The sequence below is a fragment of the Sphingomonas trueperi genome, from assembly GCF_011927635.1.
Lineage (GTDB): Bacteria > Pseudomonadota > Alphaproteobacteria > Sphingomonadales > Sphingomonadaceae > Sphingomonas > Sphingomonas trueperi.
Genome location: NZ_JAATJB010000001.1, coordinates 250,568 through 275,604, shown reverse-complemented (window position 1 = coordinate 275,604; position 25,037 = coordinate 250,568). Strand labels below are relative to the sequence as shown.

Annotated in this window: 21 protein-coding genes; 10 read left to right on the top strand and 11 right to left on the bottom strand. The window is 69.0% G+C overall.

What is annotated here, in order from left to right; all coding sequences use genetic code 11:
- The first annotated feature begins 27 nt into the window (after positions 1-27).
- On the top strand, positions 28-1,713 hold the full coding sequence (locus GGR89_RS01260) for a hypothetical protein (protein WP_125975058.1): 1,686 nt from the start codon (positions 28-30) through the stop codon (positions 1,711-1,713).
- An 18-nt stretch (positions 1,714-1,731) separates the two neighbouring features.
- On the opposite strand, the gene GGR89_RS01255 is transcribed toward GGR89_RS01260, so the two are convergent.
- The 3 genes from GGR89_RS01255 to GGR89_RS01245 form a co-directional block, all read right to left on the bottom strand.
- Positions 1,732-2,871: a GNAT family N-acetyltransferase gene (locus tag GGR89_RS01255; protein WP_125975060.1), complete on the bottom strand. Its 1,140-nt coding sequence runs from the start codon at positions 2,869-2,871 to the stop codon at positions 1,732-1,734.
- A 132-nt stretch (positions 2,872-3,003) separates the two neighbouring features.
- The gene (locus GGR89_RS01250) at positions 3,004-3,459 is read right to left on the bottom strand and encodes a hypothetical protein (protein ID WP_125975062.1); all 456 of its coding nucleotides are present in this window, start codon (positions 3,457-3,459) and stop codon (positions 3,004-3,006) included.
- Positions 3,456-4,103, bottom strand: coding sequence for a histidine phosphatase family protein (locus tag GGR89_RS01245; RefSeq protein WP_125975064.1), 648 nt, complete (start codon positions 4,101-4,103; stop codon positions 3,456-3,458). The genes GGR89_RS01250 and GGR89_RS01245 overlap by 4 nt, the downstream gene beginning before the upstream one ends.
- Before the next feature lie 260 nt (positions 4,104-4,363).
- On the opposite strand from GGR89_RS01245, the gene GGR89_RS01240 reads away from it, so the two are divergent.
- From GGR89_RS01240 to GGR89_RS01230, 3 genes are all read left to right on the top strand, one after another.
- On the top strand, positions 4,364-4,984 hold the full coding sequence (locus GGR89_RS01240) for an outer membrane protein (protein ID WP_125975066.1): 621 nt from the start codon (positions 4,364-4,366) through the stop codon (positions 4,982-4,984).
- 148 nt (positions 4,985-5,132) lie between these two features.
- Positions 5,133-6,245, top strand: coding sequence for a DNA polymerase III subunit beta (gene dnaN, locus GGR89_RS01235; RefSeq protein ID WP_121072435.1), 1,113 nt, complete (start codon positions 5,133-5,135; stop codon positions 6,243-6,245).
- Positions 6,246-6,510: 265 nt separating this feature from the next.
- A complete protein-coding gene (locus tag GGR89_RS01230; protein WP_125975067.1) occupies positions 6,511-7,275 on the top strand; it encodes a Coq4 family protein in 765 nt (254 codons plus the stop codon).
- 78 nt (positions 7,276-7,353) lie between these two features.
- Here GGR89_RS01230 and GGR89_RS01225 read toward each other — a convergent pair whose 3' ends face one another.
- Entirely contained in the window at positions 7,354-8,157 is an 804-nt protein-coding gene (locus tag GGR89_RS01225) for a hypothetical protein (protein ID WP_125975069.1), read from the bottom strand.
- Between the two features lie 75 nt (positions 8,158-8,232).
- Here GGR89_RS01225 and recF point away from each other — a divergent pair, with 75 nt between their 5' ends.
- Genes recF through GGR89_RS01205 form a run of 4 tightly spaced genes read left to right on the top strand, consistent with a single transcriptional unit; the run spans position 8,233 to position 14,282 of the window.
- Positions 8,233-9,300: a DNA replication/repair protein RecF gene (gene recF / locus GGR89_RS01220; protein ID WP_125975072.1), complete on the top strand. Its 1,068-nt coding sequence runs from the start codon at positions 8,233-8,235 to the stop codon at positions 9,298-9,300.
- Positions 9,301-9,322: 22 nt separating this feature from the next.
- Entirely contained in the window at positions 9,323-11,758 is a 2,436-nt protein-coding gene (locus GGR89_RS01215; protein WP_209092077.1) for a ligase-associated DNA damage response DEXH box helicase, read from the top strand.
- Between the two features lie 53 nt (positions 11,759-11,811).
- Positions 11,812-12,816, top strand: a complete 1,005-nt coding sequence (locus tag GGR89_RS01210) for a retroviral-like aspartic protease family protein (protein ID WP_167712695.1) — start codon at positions 11,812-11,814, stop codon at positions 12,814-12,816.
- A 32-nt stretch (positions 12,817-12,848) separates the two neighbouring features.
- A complete protein-coding gene (locus GGR89_RS01205) occupies positions 12,849-14,282 on the top strand; it encodes a mannitol dehydrogenase family protein (RefSeq protein ID WP_125975077.1) in 1,434 nt (477 codons plus the stop codon).
- 54 nt (positions 14,283-14,336) lie between these two features.
- On the opposite strand, the gene GGR89_RS01200 is transcribed toward GGR89_RS01205, so the two are convergent.
- The 5 genes from GGR89_RS01200 to hflK form a co-directional block, all read right to left on the bottom strand.
- The gene (locus GGR89_RS01200) at positions 14,337-16,283 is read right to left on the bottom strand and encodes an OPT family oligopeptide transporter (protein ID WP_125975080.1); all 1,947 of its coding nucleotides are present in this window, start codon (positions 16,281-16,283) and stop codon (positions 14,337-14,339) included.
- Positions 16,284-16,438: 155 nt separating this feature from the next.
- Positions 16,439-18,037: a helicase HerA-like domain-containing protein gene (locus tag GGR89_RS01195; protein WP_125975083.1), complete on the bottom strand. Its 1,599-nt coding sequence runs from the start codon at positions 18,035-18,037 to the stop codon at positions 16,439-16,441.
- A gap of 68 nt (positions 18,038-18,105) precedes the next feature.
- A complete protein-coding gene (locus GGR89_RS01190; RefSeq protein ID WP_125975085.1) occupies positions 18,106-19,623 on the bottom strand; it encodes a Do family serine endopeptidase in 1,518 nt (505 codons plus the stop codon).
- Between the two features lie 96 nt (positions 19,624-19,719).
- Positions 19,720-20,571: a protease modulator HflC gene (gene hflC / locus GGR89_RS01185; protein WP_206431126.1), complete on the bottom strand. Its 852-nt coding sequence runs from the start codon at positions 20,569-20,571 to the stop codon at positions 19,720-19,722.
- On the bottom strand, positions 20,568-21,650 hold the full coding sequence (hflK, locus tag GGR89_RS01180) for a protease modulator HflK (protein ID WP_125975088.1): 1,083 nt from the start codon (positions 21,648-21,650) through the stop codon (positions 20,568-20,570). The genes hflC and hflK overlap by 4 nt, the downstream gene beginning before the upstream one ends.
- Positions 21,651-21,721: 71 nt before the next feature.
- On the opposite strand from hflK, the gene GGR89_RS01175 reads away from it, so the two are divergent.
- Positions 21,722-22,678, top strand: coding sequence for a P-loop NTPase (locus tag GGR89_RS01175; RefSeq protein WP_125975091.1), 957 nt, complete (start codon positions 21,722-21,724; stop codon positions 22,676-22,678).
- Positions 22,679-22,681: 3 nt separating this feature from the next.
- Positions 22,682-23,116: a CoA-binding protein gene (locus tag GGR89_RS01170; RefSeq protein WP_125975093.1), complete on the top strand. Its 435-nt coding sequence runs from the start codon at positions 22,682-22,684 to the stop codon at positions 23,114-23,116.
- Here the strand turns inward: GGR89_RS01170 and GGR89_RS01165 are convergent, their stop codons facing one another.
- Entirely contained in the window at positions 23,117-24,241 is a 1,125-nt protein-coding gene (locus tag GGR89_RS01165) for an aminotransferase class V-fold PLP-dependent enzyme (RefSeq protein WP_125975096.1), read from the bottom strand.
- Complete coding sequence (locus GGR89_RS01160) at positions 24,238-25,002, bottom strand: tryptophan 2,3-dioxygenase (protein WP_125975099.1); 765 nt, start codon at positions 25,000-25,002, stop codon at positions 24,238-24,240. Before GGR89_RS01160 ends, GGR89_RS01165 begins: the two co-directional genes overlap by 4 nt.
- Positions 25,003-25,037: the final 35 nt, after the last annotated feature.

Genomic DNA, 25,037 nt, shown 5'->3' with positions numbered 1-25,037 from the left:
CGGCCGCTGGCACACTAAAGCGGCGCGATGGATAACGGGGTTTCGCTGCGCTGGTGGCAGACGCGCTGGTTCGTATTGTTCGCGACGCTGGTGGCGACGGTGCCGCTGCTGTGGCCGGACATCCCGCCGCTCGTCGACCTGCCCGGCCATATGGGCCGCTACCGGGTGCAGCTGGTCTATGACGAGGTGCCGTGGCTGCACGAATGGTATGATTTCCGCTGGCAGCTGATGGGCAATCTGGGGGTCGACCTGCTGGTCTTCCCGATGTCCAAGATCTTCGGGCTCGAACTGGGCGTGAAGCTGATCGTGATCACGATCCCGGCGATGACCGTCGCCGGCTTCCTGATGATCGCGCGCGAGGTGCATGGCCGCATTCCGGCGACCGCGCTGTTCGCGCTGCCGCTCGCCTATGCCTTCCCCTTCCATTTCGGCTTCGTCAATTTCGCGCTGTCGCTCGGCATGGCGATGCTGGCGTTCGGCTGGTGGCTGCGGCTGGCGCGGCTGGGCAAGTTCCAGTTCCGCTCGATGGTGTTCGTGCCGCTGTCTGTGATCATCTGGATCACCCACACTTTCGGCTGGGGCGTGCTTGGCGTGCTTGCCTTCTCGGCCGAGCTGGTCCGCCAGCACGACCTGCGCCGCAACCGCGCGCTGCCCTGGTACAAGGATCTGAAGGACGGCTGGATCGCGCCCCTGTTCTTCGCCGGGCTGCAATGCCTGGTGCTGGCGCTGCCCGCGGTGCTGATGGTGATCTGGCGCGGCGGCGAGCATGTCTCCGGCCAGACCTTCGACTGGTTCAACTGGCGCGCCAAGACCCTGTGGGTCACCCAGGTGTTCCGCGACCGCTGGCAGTTGTTCGACCTCGCCAGCGTCGGCGTGATCTTCCTGCTGATGCTCAAGGCGGTGCGCGATCCGAACCTTCAATATTCGCGCAACCTGGGCCTGTCGGCGCTGTTGCTGCTGTTGGTCTATCTGTTGCTACCGCGCGTGGTGTTCGGATCGGCCTATGCCGACATGCGGATGGTGCCGTTCCTGATCGCGATCGCGATCCTGGCGATCCGGCCCAAGCCCGGCCTGTCGATGCGCGGCGCGACGCTGGTGGCGGTGCTCGGCCTCGCCTTCTTCCTCGCCCGCATCGGCGCGACCACGGCGAGCTTCTACCTCTACGACAAGGCCTATGACCGCGAGCTCAAGGCGCTGGACCATGTGCCGATCGGCGCGCGGCTGGTGAGCTTCGTCGGCGAGACCTGCTACAACGAATGGGCGATGACCCGGCTGCAGCACGTCCCCGGCCTCGCGCTCGAGCGGCGGCTGGCCTATACCAACGACCAATGGTCGATGCCCGGCGGCCAGCTGATGACGGTGCACTACCGCGCCGCCAAGCGCTTCGCCCACGATCCGTCGGAGCTGGTGACCAACGTCCAGTGCCCGCGCGAATGGTGGCGCCCGATCGCGCGTAGCCTGGCGCTCTTCCCGCGCGACGCGTTCGACTATGTCTGGCTGATCCGTCCGCCGGCGTACGACAAGCGCTACGAGCAGGGGCTGATCCCGGTGTGGCGCGACGGACCGAGCGTGCTCTACCGGGTGGACCATGATGTGCCGGGGCCGGGGCTCAACCCCGGCGACCTGCCGATCCCGCGGCCCGAGGCGGTGCTGATCCGCGAGGCCGAAGCGGCGGGCGAACTGCCGGGCAACGGCACCGCACCGCCCTCCTGAGGGCGATCCTCCGTCGCCCTACTCCGCCTTTTTGAACGGCGTCAGCTCTTCCAGATATTCCTGTTCGCGCTCCACCGCCTGCTGCTCGCGCACGAGGAAGTCGGCGACGGCGCGGCGGAAGCCGGGGTCGGGAAGGTAATGCGCCGACCAGGTCGTCACCGGCACATAGCCGCGCGCCAGCTTGTGCTCGCCCTGCGCGCCGGCCTCGACGCGGGGCAGGCCGCGTTCGATCGCCGCGTCGATCGCCTGGTAGTAGCAGAGCTCGAAGTGAAGGAACGGCACGTCTTCCGTGCAGCCCCAATAGCGGCCGTAGAGCGCATCGCTCCCGATCAGGTTGAGCGCGCCGGCGATCGGCCGCCCGTCGCGCTCTGCGAAGATCAGCAGCACCTTGTCGCCCAGCGCTTCGCCGAGCATCGAGAAGAAGGGCCGGGTGAGATAGGGGCGGCCCCACTTCCGGCTGCCGGTATCCTGGTAGAAGGCCCAGAAGGCGTCCCAATGCGCTTCGGTGATCTCGGCGCCGGTGAGGCGGCGGATGGTCAGCCCCTCGACCGCGGCGGCGCGCTCCTTGCGGATCGCCTTGCGCTTGCGGCTGGTGAGCGCGCCGAGGAAATCGTCGAAGCTCCCATAGCCGTCATTCTGCCAGTGGAACTGGGTGCCCGTGCGAATCAGCCAGCCTGCCGCTTCGAACAGCGGGACCTGCGCTTCCTCGACGAAGGTGGCGTGGGCCGAGGAGAGGCCGTGCTGGTCCACCACCGCCTCGATGGCGGCGATCAGCGCGGGGGCCTGTTCGGGATCGCGCAGCAGCAGGCGGGGGCCGGGAACGGGGGTGAACGGCACCGCTACCTGCAGCTTGGGGTAGTAGCGTCCGCCGGCGCGCTCCCAGGCGTCGGCCCAGCTATGGTCGAATACATATTCGCCCTGGCTGTGGCTCTTGGCATAGGCGGGCGCAATCGCGGCGGGGGTGCCGTCCGCGCCGTCGACCACGATCGGCAGCGGCTGCCAGCCGGCCTGCGCGGTCGCCGAGCCCGAGGCTTCGAGTAGCGACAGGAAGGCGTGGCTGAGGAACGGGTTGTCGGGGCCCGCACAGGCATCCCATTGCTTTGCCGGTATCGAGGCGACGCCGTCGGCGAGGCGGGCGGTGACGGGTGGGGATCGCACGCGGGACAAGATAGTGCGTCGCGCGGTGGGTGCCAGTGGTTTGTTCTGGTCTCGCTTCCGCCTTCTTCCCCCCTCCCCCCCCCGCGAGCGGGAGGGGGGCGATGGAGCGGACGCGGATCGTTATGCTGGAGGCTACAGGCAGGCCAGCGTTGCCGCGTCGATCGCGCTCGCCGCGCCCTGCAGCGCATAGCCGTCGACGAACGGCACCCCGCCCGTATCCACGCTCTCCACGCTCAGCGCCCGCCCGTCGCGCATCGCGGCGACGATCGCCGAGTCGGTGCGCGCGTCGGGGGCCCAGGCGTCGTGGCGGCTGGCGGTGAGTTCGAAGCGCCGCTCGCCCGCGACCAGCATCACCCGCGCATGGTCCGCCCGCGCCCGGCTGAGCCGGACATAGAGCTGGTGCCGCACGCCGCGCCCCGGCCAGCTCGCGATGCTGAGATAGGCCTCGCCGCGCCGGGCGACATCGCTCGGCCGCGCCACCGCGAAGCAGCGGGTCGGCGCGGTGTCGCGGAAGGCGCCCCAGCGCGCGTAGATGCCGATCGTCTCGCGCGGCCCGGCCAGCGCGAGCAGCGCCAGCGCCAGCATCATGCCGGTGCGGCGCCGCGCCCGGTGCCGAGATGCACCACCGTCTCCACCCCGCCCTCGATCCGGACGATCGAGCCCTGCGGCAGGTCCGGTGCGACCGGGGCGTCGAACTGCGGCAGCACGTCGCGCCCGTTCATCACCCCGCGCAGGATGCGGCTCGACATGCCGTGCATGATCACCAGCCGGTCGCCGGGATCCTCGTCGGTATCGGCCAGCCAGCCCGAGACGCGCGCGGCGATCGCGTCATACCATTCGCCGCCCTCCGGCGGGCGGGTGTAGAGCCCGTGCTCGGCATCGAGGAAGCTGCCCACCTCGCGCTCCAGATCGGCATAATAGCGCCCGCTCCACGCACCCATGCCGATCTCGACCAGTCGGTCGTCGGTGCGGGTCTGGTGCCAGTCGAGCTCGAGATGCTCGGCGATGATCGCCAGCGTCTGCAGCGCGCGACCGGCGCTCGACGCCCAAAGGGTGAGCTCGGGCTTCGGACCCAGCAGTTCGCGCAGCGCCGCGCCCATCGCATCGGCCTGGGCAAAGCCGGCGCGGGTCAGCGGCGTGTGGGGATGGTCGCCCTGCATCCGCCGGGCGATGTTGAACACGGTCTCGCCATGCCGCGCGATGAAGTCGCGGCCTTTCCGGGTGCTGGCCATGTCAAGTCTCTCCCGCGAAACCGGCGGAAACGCAATGTCCCAATTTGGCCCTGATTCGTTCATGCGCGCGACAGGGCGCCGGGTGCATCCATCCCCTCGCTCGCGGAAACGCCGGGAGCGAACGGGAGGAAGAACAGGTCGCGGTGCCCGTGTCGGGCCGCCCCTTCCCCTCGATACCGAGCGTCCAGCCGAAGCCCTTGGGCTTGCGGCTGAAGTCAGGCCGCACCCTGTCGGTGCGGCTTCAGTGAGGAGTAATCGTTATGCGTACCAAGCTTTCCATCGCCGCCCTGATCGCCACCACCGCCGTCGCCGCGCCGGCCTTTGCCCAGTCGCAGGAGCAGAGCTTCAACGGATCGCACGCCGAAGTGATCGCCGGCTGGGACCGCGTGAACGACAAGTCGTCCTACGACGCGTCGAAGGACGGCGTCACCTATGGCGGCAACATCGGCTATGACATCCAGCGCGGCAGCACCGTGTTCGGCGTCGAAGGCGAAGTGACCGGGTCGACGATCAGCGATCGCAGCAGCAACGTGCTCACCGCGGGCGACCGGCTGCGCGTAAAGGCGGGCCGCGACCTTTATGTCGGCGGCCGCCTCGGCTTCCTCGCGGGTCCGCGCACGCTGATCTACGCCAAGGCGGGCTACACCAACGCGCAGTTCATCACCGACTATGATTCGCCGGCGACCGCGACCGCGCCGGCGCTCTCCTTCCGCCAGCGCGACAATTATGACGGCTGGCGCCTGGGTGCCGGTGCCGAGTTCAAGCTGACCGACAAGGTCTTCGCCAAGGCGGAATATCGCTATTCCAACTATGGCTCGCAGACCAACGGCGTCGATCCCGAGCGTCACCAGATCGTCACGGGTCTCGGCGTCCGCTTCTGATTGGCGAAAAGCCAGTCTGACTGTCGAAAAGAGGGTCGGGGCAGCTTGCTCCGGCCCTTTTTCGCGTTAAGGGTACGTCATGGCGCATTGCCACCGGCCGGGTCGCGCCGGGTAGGATGTTGGGCGACGGCCCGGGGGTTTGAGGTACATGAAGGCGACGATCGAACGCGCAACTCTGTTGAGGGGCTTGAGCCACGTCCAGTCCGTGGTCGAGCGGCGCAACACGATTCCGATCCTGTCCAACGTGCTGATCGATGCGCAGCTGGGCGGCACGATCCGGCTGATGGCGACCGATCTCGATCTGCAGATCGACGAGACGATCCCCGCCGCGGTCGACCAGGTGGGTGCGACGACCGTCTCGGCGCACACGCTGTTCGACATCGTCCGCAAGCTGCCCGAGGGTTCGCAGGTGGTGCTCACCGCGGCCGAGGGCAAGCTGACGGTGGTCGCCGGTCGCGCCCGCTTCCAGCTCGGCACGTTGCCGCGCGACGATTTCCCGATGATCGCCGAGGGCGAGCTGCCGACCACGTTCGAGCTGCCCGCCGAGACGCTCAAGCAGATCATCGACAAGACCCGCTTCGCGATCTCCACCGAGGAGACGCGCTATTATCTGAACGGCATCTTCTTCCACGTGACCGACGATGCCAGCCGCATGCTGCGCGCGGCGGCGACCGACGGCCACCGGCTGGCGCGCGTCACCGTGCCCTGTCCGGACGGCGCCGATGCGATGCCGGGCGTGATCGTGCCGCGCAAGTGCGTGGCGGAACTGCGCAAGCTGCTCGACGAGGTCGACGGTTCGGTGGGCGTGTCGCTCTCGCCGTCGAAGATCCGCTTCGACCTGGGCCAGGCGATCCTCACCTCGAAGCTGATCGACGGCACCTTCCCCGATTACAGCCGCGTGATCCCGACCGCGAACGACAAGCTGCTCAAGCTCGATCCGAAGAGCCTGATGCAGGGCGTCGACCGCGTCTCGACGATCGCGACCGAGAAGACCCGCGCGGTGAAGATGGCGCTGGAGCGCGACAAGGTCGTGCTGTCGGTGACCAGCCCCGAGAACGGCGTCGCGGCCGAGGAAGTCCCCGGCGAATATGCCGCGATGGGCTTCGAGATCGGCTTCAACAGCCGCTACCTGATGGACATTCTCGGCCAGATCGAAGGCGATCTCGTCGAAGTACATCTGGCAGATGCGGCGGCACCGACGCTGATCCGCGAGAATGATTCGTCGCCCGCGCTCTACGTATTGATGCCGATGCGGGTCTGATCCCGCACCGGTTTTTCTTTGCAGACAAGCGGCTTGTCCATGGTTGACGGTCGCTTTCCGGCGCCCCCCGCGCTTTCCCCGGCTATGTCGGCCGTTTCTTTGCGACCATAGCAGGGCCAAGCCCCGAGGGTCGCACTTACGGGACTTGGGTCGGGCGGCGGATCTCCCTGGATCCGTCGTCCGCCTCAAACGAATGGCTGCGCGCGTTGAAACGTCCTGGTCCGCGTGCTATTAACAGTCATGTCAGTTAGAGGGATCGGACTGCATGGCGACCAAGGCTCCGCAACCGTTGCTCAACCCCGGCGTGCCGCTCAAGCGCGAATGGGGCACCGCCTTGTCGGCGCTGCGCAAGCTGCTCGCCAATGGCGACGATACCGAACAGGTCTTCAAGATCATGCGCGCGCTGAACGGCGATGTCAGCCAGCGCAATTATCGCAAGCTGCTCACCGTGCCCGGCGGCGGCAAGCTCGCCTATCGCCGGCTCGAGCTGTCGCAGCGCCTGTCCGACCGCAGCTGGATCGACAGCTTCGCCCCCGGCACGCTGGGCGCGGCCTATCGCGACTTTCTCGATTCGACCGGCTATTCGGCCGACGGGCTGGTCCAGGTCAGCATGGTCGAGGGCGGCTTCCAGGGGATCGAGGTCGAACACCCCTATGCCTGGATGGGCCGCCGCGAGCGCGACATCCACGATCTCTGGCACGTGCTGACCGGCTACAAGGCCGACGAGCATCTCGGCGAGCTCTGCCTGGTCGCCTTTTCCTATGCGCAGACCGGCGGCACCGGCTGGGGCTTCATCGCGATCGGCGGGGCGCTCAAGAGCATCCGCACCACCGGGCGGCTCGATTGCGTGAAGGCGATCTGGGAAGGCTATCGCCACGGCAAGCGCGCCGGCTGGCTGCACGCCGAAGACTATGAGCAGCTGCTCGAGGAGCCGCTTGAGGCAGCGCGGGCGCGGCTGGGGATCACCGAGCCGAAACAATATCGAATCGCCCAGGCCCGGCTGGCCGAGGCGGGGATCGGCGCGCTCTAGCCTTGTAGGTTAGTCCCGAACGTCAAAGAAAGAGGGCGCCCGGCGATGGCCGGACGCCCTTTCTTCGTTTTGGCGGGCTTACTTCGCGGCCGGAGTCGCTTCCGGTGCGGGGGCGGCAGCGGGCGCGGCAGGCGCACCCTCGGCCGGGGCGGCGCCAGCCTTGTCGCCGGCGGCCTTGGCGGCTTCGAGCGCCTTGTTGGCCTGGTCCTCGATGCGCTTGCGCAGCGCGGCGCGGTCGAGCACGGTCGGCAGCGCGAACTCGCTGGCGGGGATCGCGCCCGGCTTGATGCTCTGCAGCGTCAGCGCTTCGCCGAGGCGCAGCACCGCACCCTTCGCGATCACGTCTTCCAGCACCTTCTCGGCCTTGGGGACGCTGGTGAACACGGTCGCCATGCGCGCGCCGGTCAGCTTGGTCTGCATGCCGATCGCGGCGGCGATGTTCTTCAGGCGGCTGTCGTCGCTGACGACGATGCGGATCGAATCGCCATTGGGATTGCCCTTGGGCTGGACGCTCCAGATCGTGCCCTTCTGGTCGCCGACCTTCTCCTCGCCGACCTGGACCGCTTCATAGTCCGGGTCCTGCGGCAGCGGCTGGGGCTTCATGCCCTTGGCCTTGGCGATGTCCTGCGTCGCGCCGACGAAATCGGCGAAGCTGGCGGCGAACTTGTCGTTGCCGTCGGTGATCACGACATAATCGGTCCCGCCCTTGTGGATCAGCGTCTGCGGGCCGGCTTCCACCTTGGCGTCGCCATTGGCGGCAGCCTTGACGGTGATCGTGCCGCGGCCGCCGGCGGCGGCGTAGGTGGCGGTCACGTCCTCGGGCGCCTTGGAGCAGGCCGCCACCAGCGCGAGCGCGGCAATCGTAACAGTCTTGCGGAGCATGTGTTTCTATCCCTTCGCCCTGATCTATCGGCCAAGCGGTGTTCGTGGGCAAGGTGCTGCGCTACAGCCCCATTCATGGCCGTCAAGCGTCTCCTGCTCACCGACTTCCGCAACCACGAAGATGCCCTGCTGACCCCGGGAGCGGAGTTCGTCGTGCTGAGCGGCGAGAATGGCGCGGGCAAGACCAATATCCTGGAGGCCGTGTCGCTGCTCGCCCCCGGCCGCGGCCTGCGCGGCGCGCCGCTCAGCGAAATGGCGCGGCAGGGCGGGGCGGGTGCATTCGGCATCGCCGCCACGCTCGACGAAGCCGAGATCGGCACCGGTACCCGCGCCGACGCGCCCGAGCGGCGGATCGTCCGCGTCAACGGCGCGACCGCCGCGGCGACCAGCCTGGCGCAGTGGTTGGTGGTGCTGTGGCTCACCCCCGCGATGGACCGGCTGTTCCTCGAAGCGCCGGGCGACCGCCGTCGCTTCCTCGACCGGTTGACGCTGGCGCTCAACCCCCGCCATGCGCACGAGGCGACCCGCTACGAAGCCGCGATGCGCGAGCGCAACCGGCTGCTCGCCGACGAACTGCCGCCCGACCCCGGCTGGCTCGATGCGCTGGAGGCGCGGATGGCCGAGCATGGCGCGGCGATCGATGCCGCCCGCCGCGATGCCGTGGCGGCGCTGGGTGACCGGCTTGTCGAGCAGCCCGAGGGACCCTTCGCCCGCGCCGGGCTGGCGCTGGAGGGCTGGCAGGGCGACGCGCCCGCGCTCGCCGCAGCGCTGCGCGACGGCCGCCGCCGTGATGCCGCCGCCGGGCGCACGCTCACCGGCCCGCACCGCGCCGACCTGCAGGTCATGCACCTCGACAAGGCCCAGCCCGCGCATCTCTGCTCCACCGGCGAGCAGAAGGCGCTGCTGCTCGGCATCGTCCTCGCCCATGCCGAGCTGGTCGCGGACCGGGTCGGCACCCCGCCGATCCTGCTGCTCGACGAGGTCGCCGCGCATCTCGATCCGGGCCGCCGCGCGGCGCTGTTCGAGCGGCTGACCGGTCGCGGTCAGGTGTGGATGACCGGCACCGAACCGGCATTGTTCGATGCCGTACCCGCCACCGCCACCCGCTACCGCGTCGCCGATGGCAGGGTGGAACCCGCGTGATTCGGCGCGTCTCCACAGACGCTTGCGCGGTCCCTACATAGAGGTCGTGCCCGCCGATCTCCCCGCACCTCTGGCCGACTGGTTCACCGCGCGCGGATGGGCGCCGCGGCGGCACCAGTGGGACATGCTCGCCGCGGCGCGGGCCGGGCGGCATGCGCTGCTGGTGGCGCCCACCGGCGCGGGCAAGACGCTGTCGGGCTTCCTGCCGACGCTCGCCGAGCTGATCGAGGCGCCGGCCGAGGGGCTGCACACGCTCTACATCTCGCCGCTCAAGGCGCTGGCGGTGGACGTGCAGCGCAACCTGCTCACCCCGATCGAGCAGATGGGCCTGCCGATCCGGGTCGAGACGCGCACCGGCGACACGCCGCACGAGAAGAAGGTCCGCCAGCGCGCCCGCCCGCCCCAAGTGCTGATGACCACCCCCGAATCGCTCAGCCTGCTGCTTTCCTACGAGGACAGCCTGACGATGTTCGCCGGGCTGAAGACGGTGGTGATCGACGAGATCCACGCCTTCGCCACCGGCAAGCGCGGCGACCTGCTGGCGCTGGCGCTCGCCCGGCTGGAGCGGCTGGCGCCGGGCTTCCGCCGCGTGGGGCTCTCCGCCACCGTCGCCGATCCCGACGGCTATCGCGCCTGGCTCGCGCCCTATGGCGACATCGATGCGGTGACGCTCGTGCAGGGCGAGAAGGGCGCCGATCCCGATATCGCCATTCTGCTTCCCGAGGGGCGGGTGCCCTGGGCCGGGCACTCGGGCATCTATGCCATTCCGCAGGTGATGGCGGAGATCGAGACGCACAAGACGACCATCGTCTTCTGCAACACGCGCGGCCTGGCCGAGCTCGTCTTCCAGCAGCTGTGGAAGGTCAACGATCTCAAGCTGCCGATCGGCGTCCACCATGGCAGCCTCAGCCTGGAGGCGCGGCAAAAGGCCGAGCAGGCGATGGCCGACGGGCGCTTACGCGCGCTGGTCGCCACCGCCAGCCTCGACCTCGGGGTCGACTGGGGCGATGTCGACTGCGTGATCCAGATGGGCGCGCCCAAGGGTTCGTCGCGGCTGCTCCAGCGGATCGGCCGCGCCAACCACCGGCTCGACGAGGCCAGCGAGGCGGTGCTGATTCCGGGCAACCGCTTCGAATATCTGGAGGCGCGCGCGGCGCTCGATGCGGTGGAGGCGGGCGAGCTCGATCCCGACATCTTCCGCCCCGGCGCGCTCGACGTGCTGGCCCAGCATGTGATGGGCTGCGCCTGTGCCGCTCCCTTTCTGGCGGTCGATATGCTGCACGAAGTTCGCGCAGCATTGCCCTATTCGGCGCTTACCGAGGAGGTGTTCGATCGCGTCCTCAATTTCATCGCCGACGGTGGCTATTCTCTCCGTGCCTATGACAAGTTCAAGCGGCTGACCCAGGGCAAGGACGGCATCTGGCGCGTCACCCAACCCAATTTTGTTGCGCAGCATCGGCTCAATGCCGGGATCATCGTCGAGTCGCCGATGCTCGAGGTGCGGTTCAAGAACGGCAAGCGGCTGGGCAAGGTGGAGGAGGGGTTCGCCGCCTCGCTCTCGCCGGGCGACACTTTCTTCTTTGGCGGGCTCGCGCTGGAAGTGGAGCGGGTGGAAGCGACAGATCTGATCGTCCGCGCCACCGCCAAGCAGGCGCGGGTGCCCAGCTATATGGGCGCGCGGCTGGCGATCACCGCCAACTTGGCCGATCGCGTCCGGGCCTTTCTGTTCGATCGCGGCCAATGGGGGCGCTTTCCCGCCGATGTACGCGAGTGGCTGGAGACGCAGGACCGACGGTCGACCCTGCCCGCGCCGGGCCAGCTGCTGGTCGAGACCTTCCCGCACGAAGGTCGCCACCATCTGGTCATCTACAGCTTCGAAGGCTGGAACGCGCACCAGTCGCTCGGCATGCTGGTCACGCGGCGGATGGAGGCGATGGGGCTCAAGCCGCTGGGCTTCGTCGCCAACGACTATGCGCTGGCGGTGTACGGGCTGGAGAAGATCCTCGATCCGCGCCCGCTCTTCTCGCCCGACATCCTGGAACATGAATTCGTCGACTGGGTGCAGGGTTCGGCGCTGCTCAAGCGCGCCTTCCGCGAAGTGGCGATCATCGGCGGACTGGTCGAGCGTCAGCATCCCGGCAAGAAGAAGACGGGGCGGCAGGTCACCTTCTCCACCGACCTGATCTACGACGTGCTGCGCAAATACGAGCCCGATCATCTGCTGCTCCGCGCGGCCTGGGAAGACGCGCGCGCCAAGATGACCGATGTCGGCCGACTCGCCCGGCTGCTCGACGAAGCGGGCGCGCGGATGCTCCATGTCGATCTGGATCGGGTAAGCCCGATGGCGGTCCCGGTGCTGATCATGATCGGCCGCGAATCGGTCGCGCAGGGCACCACCGAAGACGCGTTGCTCGAAGAGGCGGAGGCGATCGCGGCCGAGGCGATGCGGCTCGATTGACCCCGTTCTTTTGCGGGATTGCTGCGCAACATCGACAGGCGTATGTTCTTCCAATGTTCGGAGTCTCGTCCTCGCTGGTCATGTGGGCCTTGCCGCTCGGCCTGCTGTCGAGCGGGCCTCTGTCAGGGCGGACCAATCCCGAAACGGCGCCCGCCGCCGGCCAGCCCGATGCGATCCAGCTGGCGCTGGGCGAGACCAGCGCGCGGCTCACCGTACCGGTCGCCATCACGCAGCAGGGACCGTATAATTTCATCATCGATACCGGCGCCGAGCGCACCGTGGTGTCGCGCGAGCTGGCGACGCGGCTGGGGCCCGCCGCGGGTGCTGCGGTCCATGTCACCTCGATGACGGGGCGCAGCCTCGCGACCACCGTGATCGTGCCCGACCTCAAGATCGAATCGATCGGCACCTCGCATCATATCATCGCGCCCGCCTTCGAGGCGCGGAATATCGGCGCCGCCGGGCTGCTCGGTATCGACACGCTGCGCGATCACGAGGTGACGATCGACTTCGACACCGGCACCATGGCGGTGCGCCCCAGCGTCAAGCGCAAGCGGAACGCGAAGCACGCCGCCGACGAGATCGTCGTTTCCGCCAAGGACCGGTTCGGCCAGCTGATCGTCACCGATGCCTATTATGGCAATGCGCGGGTGCAGGTGGTGCTCGATACCGGATCGCAGGTGACGATGGGCAATGACGCGCTGCGCCGCAAGGTCGGCAGGAGCGTCGGGGTGCTGCAGACGATCGAGCTGACCAGCGTCGACGGCGGCACCACCCTGGCGCAATATGGCCAGGTGCCGGCGATGCGGGTGAGCAATGTTGCGTTCGATGCGCTGCCGGTCGCCTTTGCCGAGGCCGAGCCGTTCAAGCGCTTCGGGCTCACCAAGCGGCCGGCGATCATGCTCGGCATGGATGCGATGCGCAGCTTCCGGCGAGTCGAGATCGATTTCCCCAACCGGCAGGTGCGCTTCTTCCTGCCGCGGGGCATGCGCAACAAGCGCGCCGATTTTGAGGCGCCGCTGCTGCCGCCGGGCCTGCGCAACCCAGCCCGCGATTGACTTTACCGGCCGGGTCTGATTGGCCTGACCATATGACCACGCTTTCGCGCGCGACGCTCGCCGGGCTTCCTGCCGGCATCCTCCGCCCCGGCCACGACCTGGCCGCGATCCGCACCGGCATCGTCCATTTCGGGCCCGGCGCCTTCCACCGCGCCCACCAGGCGGCGTTCATCGACAAGGTGCTGGACAGCGATCCCCGTTGGGGGATCGCCGCGGTGTCGCTGCGCAGCGGGACGACGACGGACGCGCTCAAGGCGCAGGATGGGCTCTACACGCTGGCGGTGATCGACCGCGAACCGTCCACCCGCATCATCGCGGCGCATTCGGACGCGATCGGCCCGGGCGAGGGCGCCCGGCTGCGCGCGCTGCTCGCCAGCCCCGAGGTGCGGATCGCCACCAGCACGGTGACCGAGAAGGGCTATTGCCTGGGTGGCGACGGCACGCTCGACATGAATCACCCCGACATCGTTCACGATCGCGCGCGCCCGGAGGAGCCGGCGAGCGTGATCGGCTGGATCGTCACTGGCCTCGCCGATCGCCGCACGGCGGGCGTGGCGCCCTTTGCGATGCTCTGCTGCGACAACATGACCGGCAATGGTGGCAAGCTCCGCGCCGCCTGCGTGGCGCTGGCGCGCGAATGGGATGCGGATCTGGCCGACTGGATCGCAACGGAGGTGGCGTTCCCGGACTCGATGGTCGATTCGATCACGCCGGCGAGCGACGCGGCCTTTCTCGCCACGGTGGCGGACGCGCTCGGCGTCGAGGACAAGGCGGCGGTGCAGCGCGAATCCTTTACCCAATGGGTGCTGCAGCGCTTCGACATGGCCGACGGCCCCGATCTCGCCGCGGCGGGCGTCACGCTGACCAGCGACGTGCGCGGCTATGAGCAGGCCAAGCTGCGCATCCTCAACGGCAGCCATTCGAGCCTCGCTTATATCGGCCTGCTGCTCGGCCACGAGACGGTGTTCGAGGCGATGTCGGACGAGGCGCTGGGCGGCTTCGTCACGCGGCTGGCGCATCAGGACATCGCGGCGTCGCTGGGCCCGGTCGATGGGCTGGACGTGCCCGGTTATGTCGATGCGGTGCTCGATCGATTCCGCAACCCGGCGATCCGGCACCTGCTGGCGCAGATCGCCTGGGATGGCTCGCAGAAGCTGCCGTATCGGCTGCTGGACACGACGGCGGCGGCGCTGGATGCCGGGCGGTCGGTCGAGCGGTTGGTGGTGCCGGTGGCGGCGTGGATCGCGTTTCTCGGCAACAAGGCCAAGGCGGGCGAGACGATCACCGACCCGCTGGCGGATGTCCTCGCTGCGGCGGCGACCGATGCGGCGCCGGTAGAGGCGGTGCTGGCGCTGCGCCAAGTCTTCCCGGCGCGGGTGGCCGAGGATGCGCGGTATCGCGAGGCGCTGGGCGCGGCGTTCTCCGCGATCCAGGCGGGCAAGCTCGGCGACTTGCTCGCGGGCTGATCCTCCTTCTTCTTCTAAATCCCCCTCCCGCAAGCGGGAGGGGGGAAGAAGTGGCTATCGCGCCTGCCGCCGGGTGTAGAGATACAGCCCCGCGGTGATCGCCAGGAACAGCGCCGTGCCGCCCGCCAGCGCCACGCCCGCAAAGCCTGGCCCGACCAGCGCGAGCGGAGACTCGCTCCCCGTCTCGTACACGATGCCCGCGTAGAGCACCCCGAACAGGCTGTCGCCGACGATCATGCCCGTCGCCATTAGCACGCCCATCCGCTTGACGAACTCGGGGTCGCGGGCGCGCTCGGCGGCGCGGTCGTAGAACCAGCCGATCACCGCGCCGATCACCACGGTCAGCGTCACGCCCATCGGCAGATAGATGCCGAGGCCCACCGCCAGCGGCGGCAGGCGCAGCCTGGTGGTGCGCGCCAGCAGCTCGTCGACCAGGATCACCCCCGCGCCGATCAGTGCGCCGACGCCAATCAGGTCCCAGCGCAGGTCGCCGCCCAGCACGCCCTTGGCCAGCGACGAGATCAGCGCCGCCTGCGGGGCGGGCAGCGCATCGGCGCTGGCGCCCGGCACGCCGGCAAAGCCGAACGAGGCGTTGAGCACGCTCAGCACCGGCGGGATGACCAGGCTGCCGAAGATCACGCCGAAGATCAGCGCCACCTGCTGCTTCCACGGCGTCGCGCCGACCAGCTGGCCGGTCTTGAGATCCTGGAGATTGTCGTTGGAGATGGTCGCCACGCCGAACACGATGCCGGTGACGATGAGGGCGTAGGCGATCAGCGCCTGGGTCGTGCCGGGGTCGAGATTGCGGCCGTACAGCCCCACCAGCATCAGCGCGGCGGCGACGACCGACAGGATGCCGATCCCCGACACCGGGCTGTTCGACGCGCCGATCAGGCCCGCCATATAGCCGCACACCGACGCGATCACGAGGCCGACGACCAGCACGAACGCCAGCGACCCCGCCACCAGCAGCCCCGCCGAGGCGGAGAGCGGGCCCGCCGCCAGCACGCTCCACAGCAGCCAGCCGATCGGCAGCAGCATGCCGAGCGTGACGATCGCGACGATGCCGATCGGCAGGTCGCGCTCGCCGATCGCCACGGCCGCACCGCCGCGCGCAGCGGCAGACGCTGCCAGCGACGAGCGGATGCCGCCGATCACTGGCCCGATGATCTTGAGCAAGGTCCAGATCGCCGCCATCCCGATCGTGCCCGCGCCGAGAAAGCGCACATCGCTGCGGAACACGGCGTTCGCCACTTCCTCCGCCGCGCCGGGCATCCCGGCGCTCAGAATCGGCAGCGCGATCCACCAGCCGATCGCGATGCCGACCAGGATGGCGATGCCGACGGTGAGACCGATCAGGTGCCCCGCGCCGACCAGCGCGAACTGCAGCCCGCCGATGACGCCGGTCGAGCCCGCGCCCGCCTTGAAGAACAGCGCGCCCTCCTCGGCCGCCAGCCGCATCCGCGTGACCAGCGCGAAGCCCGCCGCCGCGACCGCGTTGACCACGATCACCTTCAGCCCGCGCGCGCTCTCTTCCGCGCCCTCGCGGCTGCCGGCGCCGACCTGCAGCACCTCGGCGGCGGCGCGGCCCTCGGGATAGGGAAGGTCGGGCGAATCGACCACCAGCGCACGCCGCAGCGGCACCGAGAACATCACGCCGAGGATGCCGCCGAACATCGTGATCGCGGCGGTCTCGACATAGGGGAAGCCGTTCCACCAGCCGATCATCACCAGGCCCGGCAGCACGAAGATGATCGCGGCCAGCGTCCCCGCCGCGCTGGCGACGGTCTGGACGATATTGTTCTCGAGGATGGTCGAGCCGGGGAAGAATCGCAGGATCGCCATCGAGATCACCGCGGCGGGGATCGAGGTGGCGAAGGTCAGCCCGATCTTCAGGCCGAGATAGACATTGGCGGCGGTGAACAGCAGCGTGATCGCGCCGCCGAGCAGCACGCCGCGCAGCGTGAGTTCAAGCGGCGCGCGGGCAGGGGCTATGGCCATGCGCTAGAGGCTCCGAATGGGGGTGGGGGCGGGGCGTGCGAAACCGCGCCACCGCTGCACGCAGTGGCCCATCCGGATCAGCATGGGCGCCCTCGCCGTCGCATGGCCGGCACCGTGGCACCGGCGGCTTCGAAAGGACAGGCTTTTCCGGCTGTTCAGCCGCGGAACAGCCCGCCCAGCACCCCGCGCACCACCTGCCCCAGCACCCCGCCGCCGCCCTTGCTGCCGAACACCGCCTTGCTGACTTCGTTCGCCACCGCGCGGCCCGCCGCCGACGAGGCCGAGCGCGTGGCCGAGCGGATCGCGCGGTTGAGCGGGTTGTTCGCAGCCTCGCGCTCGGCGGCGATGCGGGCGCGTTCCTCCTCCTTGGCGCGGCGCGCGTCTTCCTTGGCTTGCGCGGCGGCGGCCTTTTCCGCAGCGTCTCGCGCCTGGGCCTCCGCGGCAGCGGCGCTCGCCTCGGCGCGCTTGGCGGCGAGCAATTCCTCGGCGGATTCGCGGTCGATCGCGGTGTCGTAGCTGGCGCCGACCGCATCGGTCTCGACCAGGATCTTGCGCTCGTCCGCCGCCAGCGGGCCGACGCGCGAGGCGGGCGGGCGGATCAGGGTGCGCGATACCGGTGCGGGCGATCCGTCCGCCTGGAGCAGCGAGACCAGCGCCTCGCCTACCGCCAGCTCGGTGATCGTGGTCGCGACGTCGAGCCCGGGGCTTGCCCGGAAGGTCTCGGCGGCGGCGCGGATCGCCTTCTGGTCGCGCGGGGTGAAGGCACGCAGCGCATGCTGGACGCGGTTGCCCAGCTGGGCGGCCACATCCTCGGGGATGTCGATCGGATTTTGCGTCACGAAATAGACGCCGACGCCCTTGGAGCGGATCAGCCGCACCACCTGCTCGATCTTCTCGAGCAACGCCTTGGGCGCATCGTCGAACAGCAAATGCGCCTCGTCGAAGAAGAAGACGAGCACCGGCTTGTCGGGATCGCCGATCTCGGGGAGCGTCTCGAACAGTTCGGAGAGCAGCCAGAGGAGGAAGCTGGCATAGAGCCGTGGGCTCGCCATCAGCTTGTCGGCGGCGAGGATGTTGATCACGCCGCGGCCGCTATCGTCGTGCGCCAGGAAATCCTGGATGCTGAGCGCCGGCTCGCCGAAGAAATGGCCGCCGCCCTGGCTGCGCAGCTGGAGCAGCTGGCGCTGGATCGCGCCGACGCTCTGCTTCGAGACATTGCCATAGGTCGTCGAAAGTTCGTCCCCGCGCTCGGCGCAGTGCGCCAGCATCGCCTGCAGGTCGTCGAGGTCGAGCAGCAGCAGCCCCTCGGCATCGGCGACGTGGAAGGCGATGGTCAGCACGCCTTCCTGCACCTCGTTGAGGTCCATCAACCGGGCGAGCAGCAGCGGGCCCATTTCGGAGACGGTGGCGCGGATCGGGTGCCCCTGCTCGCCGAACAGGTCCCAGAGCTGCACCGGCATCGCCTGGTATTTCCAGTCGCTGTCGCCGATCGCTTCCGCCCGCGCGGCAAAGGCGGCATGCGGCTTGGCGAGCGGCGACCCGGCCATGCCGAGCCCGCCCAGATCGCCTTTCACGTCGGCCACGAACACCGGCACGCCGGCGGCGGAGAAACCCTCGGCCAGGCCCTGCAGCGTCACCGTCTTGCCGGTGCCGGTCGCCCCCGCGATCAGCCCGTGGCGATTGGCGCGGCGCAGGTTGAGTTCGATCCGCGCCTCCCCGGCCGCTCCAACGAAAAGGCCCGTCTCTTCCGCCATTTCCCGCTCCTTTGTGGAGGCGCAGCCATAGGGAAGAAACGGGCCTTGGTCAGCCGTTTTGCGGCAAATCAGTTCCCGGCGAGACCGACCGGGATATAGTTGCCGATGTTCTTGCGCTGGATGTAGAGGACCACCTGCTTGCGGCCCGCTGCCTTGGCGGCCGCGGCGACCTTGCTGAGGTCTGCTGCGGTGCGCACCGGCTGCTGGTTGATCGAGACGATCACGTCGCCGCGCTGCAGGCCCTTGCCGGCCGCATCGCTGCTCGGGTTGACGCCGAGGATCACCACGCCGCCGATCGAGGGATCGACGCCGATCGAGCGCGCGATCTGCGGGGTCAGCGGCGTGACGCCGATGCCGAGCAGCGCGGTGGGCGCGGTGGCGGCGCTGCCGCCGTTGTCGCCATCATCGCCGTCGGTGCCGTCCTGGTCGCTCGGATCGAACTGGGCGAGCTGCTCTTCCGGCGGGCGGGTGCCGACGGTGACGTTGACGGTCTGGCGCTTGCCGTCGCGGATCAGCTCGATCGGGATACGCGTGCCCGGGGTGACGTTGCTGACGATGTAGGACAAGGTCTGGTCCGGGGTCACGTCCTTGCCGTTGACCTTGACGATCACGTCGCCCTGCTTGATCCCCGCCTTCTCGGCCGGCTGGCCCGGCTCGACGCGCGCGACCAGCGTGCCGCGGTCCGACGGCAGGCCGAAGCCGGCCGCCAGGTCCTTGGTCAGGTCCTGCATCGCGATGCCGAGATAGCCGCGGGTGATCGTCTGGCCCTTCATCAGCTTGTCGATGATCGGCTTGGCTTCCTCCGCCGGGATCGCGAAGCCGATGCCGACATTGCCGCCGGTGGGCGAGAGGATCTGCGAGTTGATGCCGATCACGTTGCCGTTCAGGTCGAACATCGGGCCGCCCGAATTGCCGCGGTTGATCGAAGCATCGGTCTGGATGAAGCGGTCATAGGCGCCGGTGCCGGTGACGCGGTGCGTCGCCGAGATGATGCCGGAAGTGACGGTGCCGCCCAGGCCGAACGGATTGCCGATCGCCAGGATCCAGTCGCCGACGCGGGCGCGGGCCGAATCGCCGAACTTGACGAAGGGCAGGTTCGCGCCGTCGATCTTGAGCACCGCGAGGTCCGACGCCTGATCATGGCCGATCAGCTTCGCCTTGAAATCGCGCCCGTCGGCCAGCGTGACGGTGATCGATTCGACTACCGCGCCCTGCGCACCCGCCGAGATCACATGGTTGTTGGTGACGACATAGCCGTCGGCCGAGATGATGAAGCCCGAGCCGAGCGACTGCGCCTCGCGCGTCACCGACTGGCCCTGGCCCAGGCCGAACATCTCGAACGGCGTGCCGGCGAACGGATTGGCGTTCACCTTCACGCGCTGCGTGGTCGAGATGTTGACGACCGCCGGCTGGAGACGGGCAACGAGATCGGCGAAGCTCATCGGCGCGCCGGCCTTGGGGGCCATCGCCTGGATGGTGCCCGGCTCGTTCTGCGCGGTCTGCGCGCCGGCGGGCTGGTTGAGCGAGAGCGCGGTGGCGGCGCCACCCAGCAGGATCGCGGTAGTCAAGGCGTAGGCGTAACGCACGGGGTCATTTCCTCTCGAAAGGAATGGTGTTCGTCTCAAACCGCGCTTCTACCCAGCGCGGCTGAACCTGATTTGAATATGAACGAGCGGACAGACTCATCGTTGCCCGGTGAACTCCCGCAGATAGGCGTTGTTCGGCGACAGGATGATCTGGCTCTCGCCCTTGGCGTCCGGGCTCAGGAAGGTGGTCCGGTACGACTGCATCGCGCGGTAGAAGTCGTAGAATTGCGGATCCTTGTTGAACGCCGCCGCATAGATCTGCGCCGCCTGCGCCTGCGCGTTGGCACGGATGATCTGCGCGTCCTTGAGGCCTTGCGCCTTGATCGTCTCCGCCTCCTGGCGGCGCGCGGTGGCCATGCGGGTGAGCGCGCTGGTCAGCGGCGAGCCCGAGGGCAGCTCTGTCTGCTTGATCCGCACGTCGACGATCTGCACGCCATACTGGCTGGCGAGCCGCTGGAGCGAATCCTGGACATTGTCCATCACCTGGCCGCGCTCGGGGCTGAGCAGCGTGCTCGACCGGCGTTTGCCCAGCTCGTTGCGCAGCGACGAGCGCAGCAGCGGCTGGAGCTGTTCGCGCAGCCGCTCCTCGGTGCCCACCGTCACCACCATCCGCAGCGGATCGGTGACGCGGTAGCGGGCATAGGCGTCGATCTCCAGCCGCAGCTGGTCGGTCGACAGCACGGGCTCGTCGGGCAGGTCGACGTCGAGGATCCGCTTGTCGACCCACACCAGGCGGTCGACGAACGGGATGCGGAACACCGGGCCGGCATTGGTGCGGCCGAAGCCCTCGCCGGCCTTGTAGGCGTTGACCGTGCGGTACGGCTTCTCCAGCCGCAGCACGACGACCTGCTTGGTTTCCGGCACGATCGCCACGGTGCTCATCAGCACGATCAGCACGACGATCACGCCGACGACGAGCGCGATCGGGTTGCGGGCCCAGGCGATCACTTGGCGCCTCCCGAATTCTGCGCATCGGCCGGCGCATTGCCCCGGCGCAGCGCCGGCAGCGGCAGGTAGCTGTTCACGCCCGGTGCCTCGACGATCGTCTTGTTGGTGTTGGCCAGCACGGCCTCCATGGTTTCGTAATAGAGCCGGCGCTTGGTCACTTCGGGGGCCAGCTTGTACTGTTCGTAGATCTTGTCGAACTCGGCGGCCTCGCCCTGCGACGCGGCGATCACGCGCTGGGCATAGGCATTGGCGTTGTTGCGGTTCGATTCGGCTTCCTGCTGCGCGGCGGTGACGGCCTTGAAGTCGTCGTCGACCTGCGCGGGGGCGGCGGCCTTCTGGATCGCGACGCCCTGGATGCGAATGCCCGCGCCATATTCGTCGAGGATCTTCTGCATCGCCACCTGCGCCTCGGCTTCGATCTGCGAGCGGCCTTCGCCGATCGCGTCGTTGAGGCTGGTGGTGGAGATCACCGCGCGCATCGCGCTTTCCGCCGTGGCACGCACCGTCTCGCGCGGATCGGCGATCTGGAACACATAGGCCGAGGCGCTGCGCACGTCCCAGCGGACCGAATAGGCGAGGTCGACGATGTTCTGATCGCCGGTCAGCATCAGATTCTCGCCGCTGTTCGGGAAATTCTCGGTGCGGATGTTTCCGACATCGACGACGTCGACCAGCTGGAAGGGGGCGGGCAAGGTGAACTGGATGCCCGGATCGAGCGTGCCCGAATAGCGGCCGAGGAAGGTGACCACGCCCTTCTCGCGGGGCCCGATCGGGTGGATCGAGGTGTAGAGCACCCAAACCGCCAGCAAGCCGGCGATGATCAGCAGCCAGAGCCGCGCGCCGGTGGGCACGCCGGGGAGGCCGCCGCCACCGCCGCCGCTGCGGGCCCGCCGCCACAGCTCGTCGAGCGCGCTGGGCGAACCGGCGCGCGAGCGCCGGCCCTCGGGCGGGACGGACCACGGGTTGCGCGGGCCCCCGCCATTGCCGTCATCCTTGTCCGAGCCGCCGCCCCAGGGGCTTTTCGGCGGCTCGTTGTGGAAGGTGCCGGACAGCGCGTCGCGGCCAGAACTATTCACCATGCCAACCTTTATAAGCAGGGCGACGCGGATTTACAGTGGCGTCGGACGATTGTGTACCTATGTGCCGCCGCATGACTGATCCGCAGGACCTTTCCGCCGCCCTCGCCCCCGTGTCCGCCGGCCGCGCCACGGTGCGCCTGGAGGGCGGCCGCGCCAATGTCGTGCTCGACGTGACCGGCCTCGCGCCCGAGACCCGCGACGCACTCGAAGCCGAGGTGCGCAGCGCCGCCGCCGCGCTGCCGGGCGTGGCCGAAGTGCGCATTCTTCTCACCAGCGAGCGGCGCACCCGCCGCATCCTCGCCGTCGCCAGCGGCAAGGGCGGGGTCGGCAAGTCGACCGTCGCCGCCAATCTCGCCATCGCGCTCGCGCGGCGCGGGCTCAGGGTCGGGCTGGTCGATGCCGACATCTACGGCCCCTCGCAGCCCAAGTTGCTGGGGGTCGAGGGCGTGAAGCCGCAGGCGCGTGACAAAGTATTGCTGCCGATCGAAACCCCGTTCGGGCTCAGGATGCTGTCGATGGGCGGGCTCGTCGCCGAGGGGCAGGCGATCGCCTGGCGCGGGCCGATGGCGGGCGGCGCGCTCGGCCAGATGGTCGATGCCGATTGGGGCGATACCGAGCTGCTCGTGCTCGACCTGCCGCCCGGCACCGGCGACGTGCAGCTGACGATGATCCAGAAGCACAAGCCCGCGGGCGCGGTGATCGTCTCCACCCCGCAGGACCTCGCGCTGATCGACGCGACCCGCGCGATCGACCTGTTCAACAAGGCCGGGGTGCCGATCGTGGGCCTCGTCGAGAACATGGCCGGCTATTGCTGCCCGCATTGCGGCGGCGTCTCCGATCCGTTCGGCAGCGGCGGGGCGGAGAAGGCGGCGGGGGCGCTGGGCATCCCGTTCCTCGCCCGCATCCCGCTGGCGATGGAAATCCGCGCCGCTTCGGATGCAGGCACGCCCCCCGCCGCCGGCGATACGGACTCTTCCGGATCCTTTGTAACGCTCGCCGATTCGGTCTATGAATGGCTAAAGAGGTGATGCATGCCGCTGACGCGTGACGAAGACATCCGCACCCTGCTCGAGGAAACGCGCACCATCGCGATGGTCGGCGCGTCCGATCGTCCCAATCGACCCAGCAATGGCGTGATGCTGCTGCTGCAGCGGCACGGCTACCGCGTCATCCCGGTCAATCCGCGCATTACCGGTGAACATATTCACGGCGAGTTCGTCTTCCGCGAGCTCGACCAGATCGGCGTGCCGCTCGACATGGTCGATATCTTCCGCAAGTCGGCGGATGCCGGCGCGGTGGTCGACGCGGCGATTGCGGCGGGTGCCAAGTCGGTATGGCTGCAGCTCGACGTGATCGACCATGACGCCGCGGCCCGCGCCGAGGCGGCGGGGCTCAAGGTGGTGATGGACCGCTGCCCGGCGATTGAGATCCGCCGCCTCGGCCTGGCGCCGCTCGCCGCCGCCTGATCAGAGCGCGGCGAGCGCCGCGCGCAGCCGCGCCACGTCGCGCGCATCCTGGTAGAGGCCCAGCCCGATCCGCAGCACGTCGCCGCGCACGTCGGTGACGATCTCGTCCGCCAGCAGCGCCGCCTGCCACGCGGCCGCTTGCCGGCTGCGCAGCGCGACGAAACGCGCCTGCGGCGCCTCCGGCGCGGCGGGGTTGATCCGCTCGGCATCGAGGGGGAAGTCCTCCAGCAACGCCGTCCGCAGCGGCGCGACATGGGCGTTGATCGCCGCCGTCGTCAGCCCCTCGCGCGCCAGCATCTCGCGCACCGCGACGAAGCGGTAGAGCCCCGACGGATCGAAGGTCGCGCCGAGGAAGCGGCGGGCGTCGGGCGCATAGCCGATCCGGCCCGGCGGCAGCGCGAGGTCCTCGAACTCGGCATACCAGCCGGTGATCTCCGGCCGCGGCCCGAAGCCCGGCGGCGCATGGAGGAAGCCGACGCCTTCGCCCGCCATCGCATATTTGTACCCGCCCGCGACGTAGAACACCCGGTCCGCCACCGCCGACAGGTCGGTCTCCACCGCCATGAAGCCATGATAGCCGTCGATCAGCACCCACGGCCCCTCGGGCCGCGCCAGCGCCGCGAGGTCGGCAAGCCCATCGAAGATATGGCCGGTGCCGAACTGGACATGGCTCGCCACGATCAGGTCGAATCCGCCGCGCTGCGCCGTGGCGACGATCTCCCCCATCGGCACGCGGGTGACCACCGCCGTGCCCGCTTCTTCCCAGCGCAGCGACTGGCGGCGGAAGCTGTGGAACTCGCCGTCGGTGGCGAGGATGCGCAGCGGCCGGCGCGGGCCCATCGCGGAGACGATCCGCAGCAGCAGTTCGTGCGTGTTGGCCGCGAACACCACTGTCGACGGATCGGGCAGGTGCAGCTCGGCGGCGACATGCGCCTGGGCGGCGGGCCAGATTGCGTCCATTACCCGGCCCCATTTGCGGTCGGCGAGCCGCGCGGCATCGTCCCACGCCGCCTGCTGGCCGAGCCACGAGGCGTCGGGCCAGAGATGGTGGCTGTGCGCGGCGAAGTGCAGCCGGTCCGGCGCTGCGGCGAGCGATCGCTGGAACAGGTGCTTGAAGCTGCTCACAGGTCGGTCCTGAGCGACCAGAGCTCGGGAAAGGCGCGCTTGGCGAGCGTCGATTCGAGATAGGACACGCCCGGCGTGCCGCCGGTCCCCGGCTTGCCGCCGATCACCCGGCTGACGGTGAGCACATGCTTGTGCCGCCAGGTCGCCATCGCATCGTCGATATCGACCAGCTTCTCGGCGAGCTGGTACAGGTCCCAGTAGCGATTGGTGTCGCGGTACACCTGGCCCCAGGCGGCGCGGACCGCGTCGCTCGGCTGATAGGGCGTCGGCCAGTCGCGGTGCAGCACGGCGTCGGGCAGGTCGAACCCGGCGGCGGCGAGCGCGGCATTGGCGTCGTCCCACAGGCTCGGCAGAGCGGCGGCCTCGTCGGTGAGCGGCCCCGGCACCCCGCCGCCGCGCAGTCCCAGCATCGTCTCGACCGCGCGGAACTGGTCCGACTGGAAGCCCGAGCTGCCGCCGAGCACCGAGCGGAAGCGGGTATAGTCGCTGGGCGTCATCGTCGCGAGCACGTCCCAGCTCAGCGTCATCACCGCCTGGATGCGGCTCACCCGCGCCAGGCCCTTGTACGCCTCGATCAGCTTGCCCGCGCGGACCAGCCCCTTGGCGAGGTGCAGCTCGGCGAGGATCTGCTTGAGCCACAGCTCCTTGGTCTGGTGGATGATGATGAACAGCAGCTCGTCATGCCGGTCCGACAGCGGATGCTGGGCGGCGAGCAGCTGGTCGAGGGCGAGATAGCGCCCATAGGTCATGCCTTCGGTCATGCCGGCGACGCTAGCAGCGGGGCGGGAAACGGCAA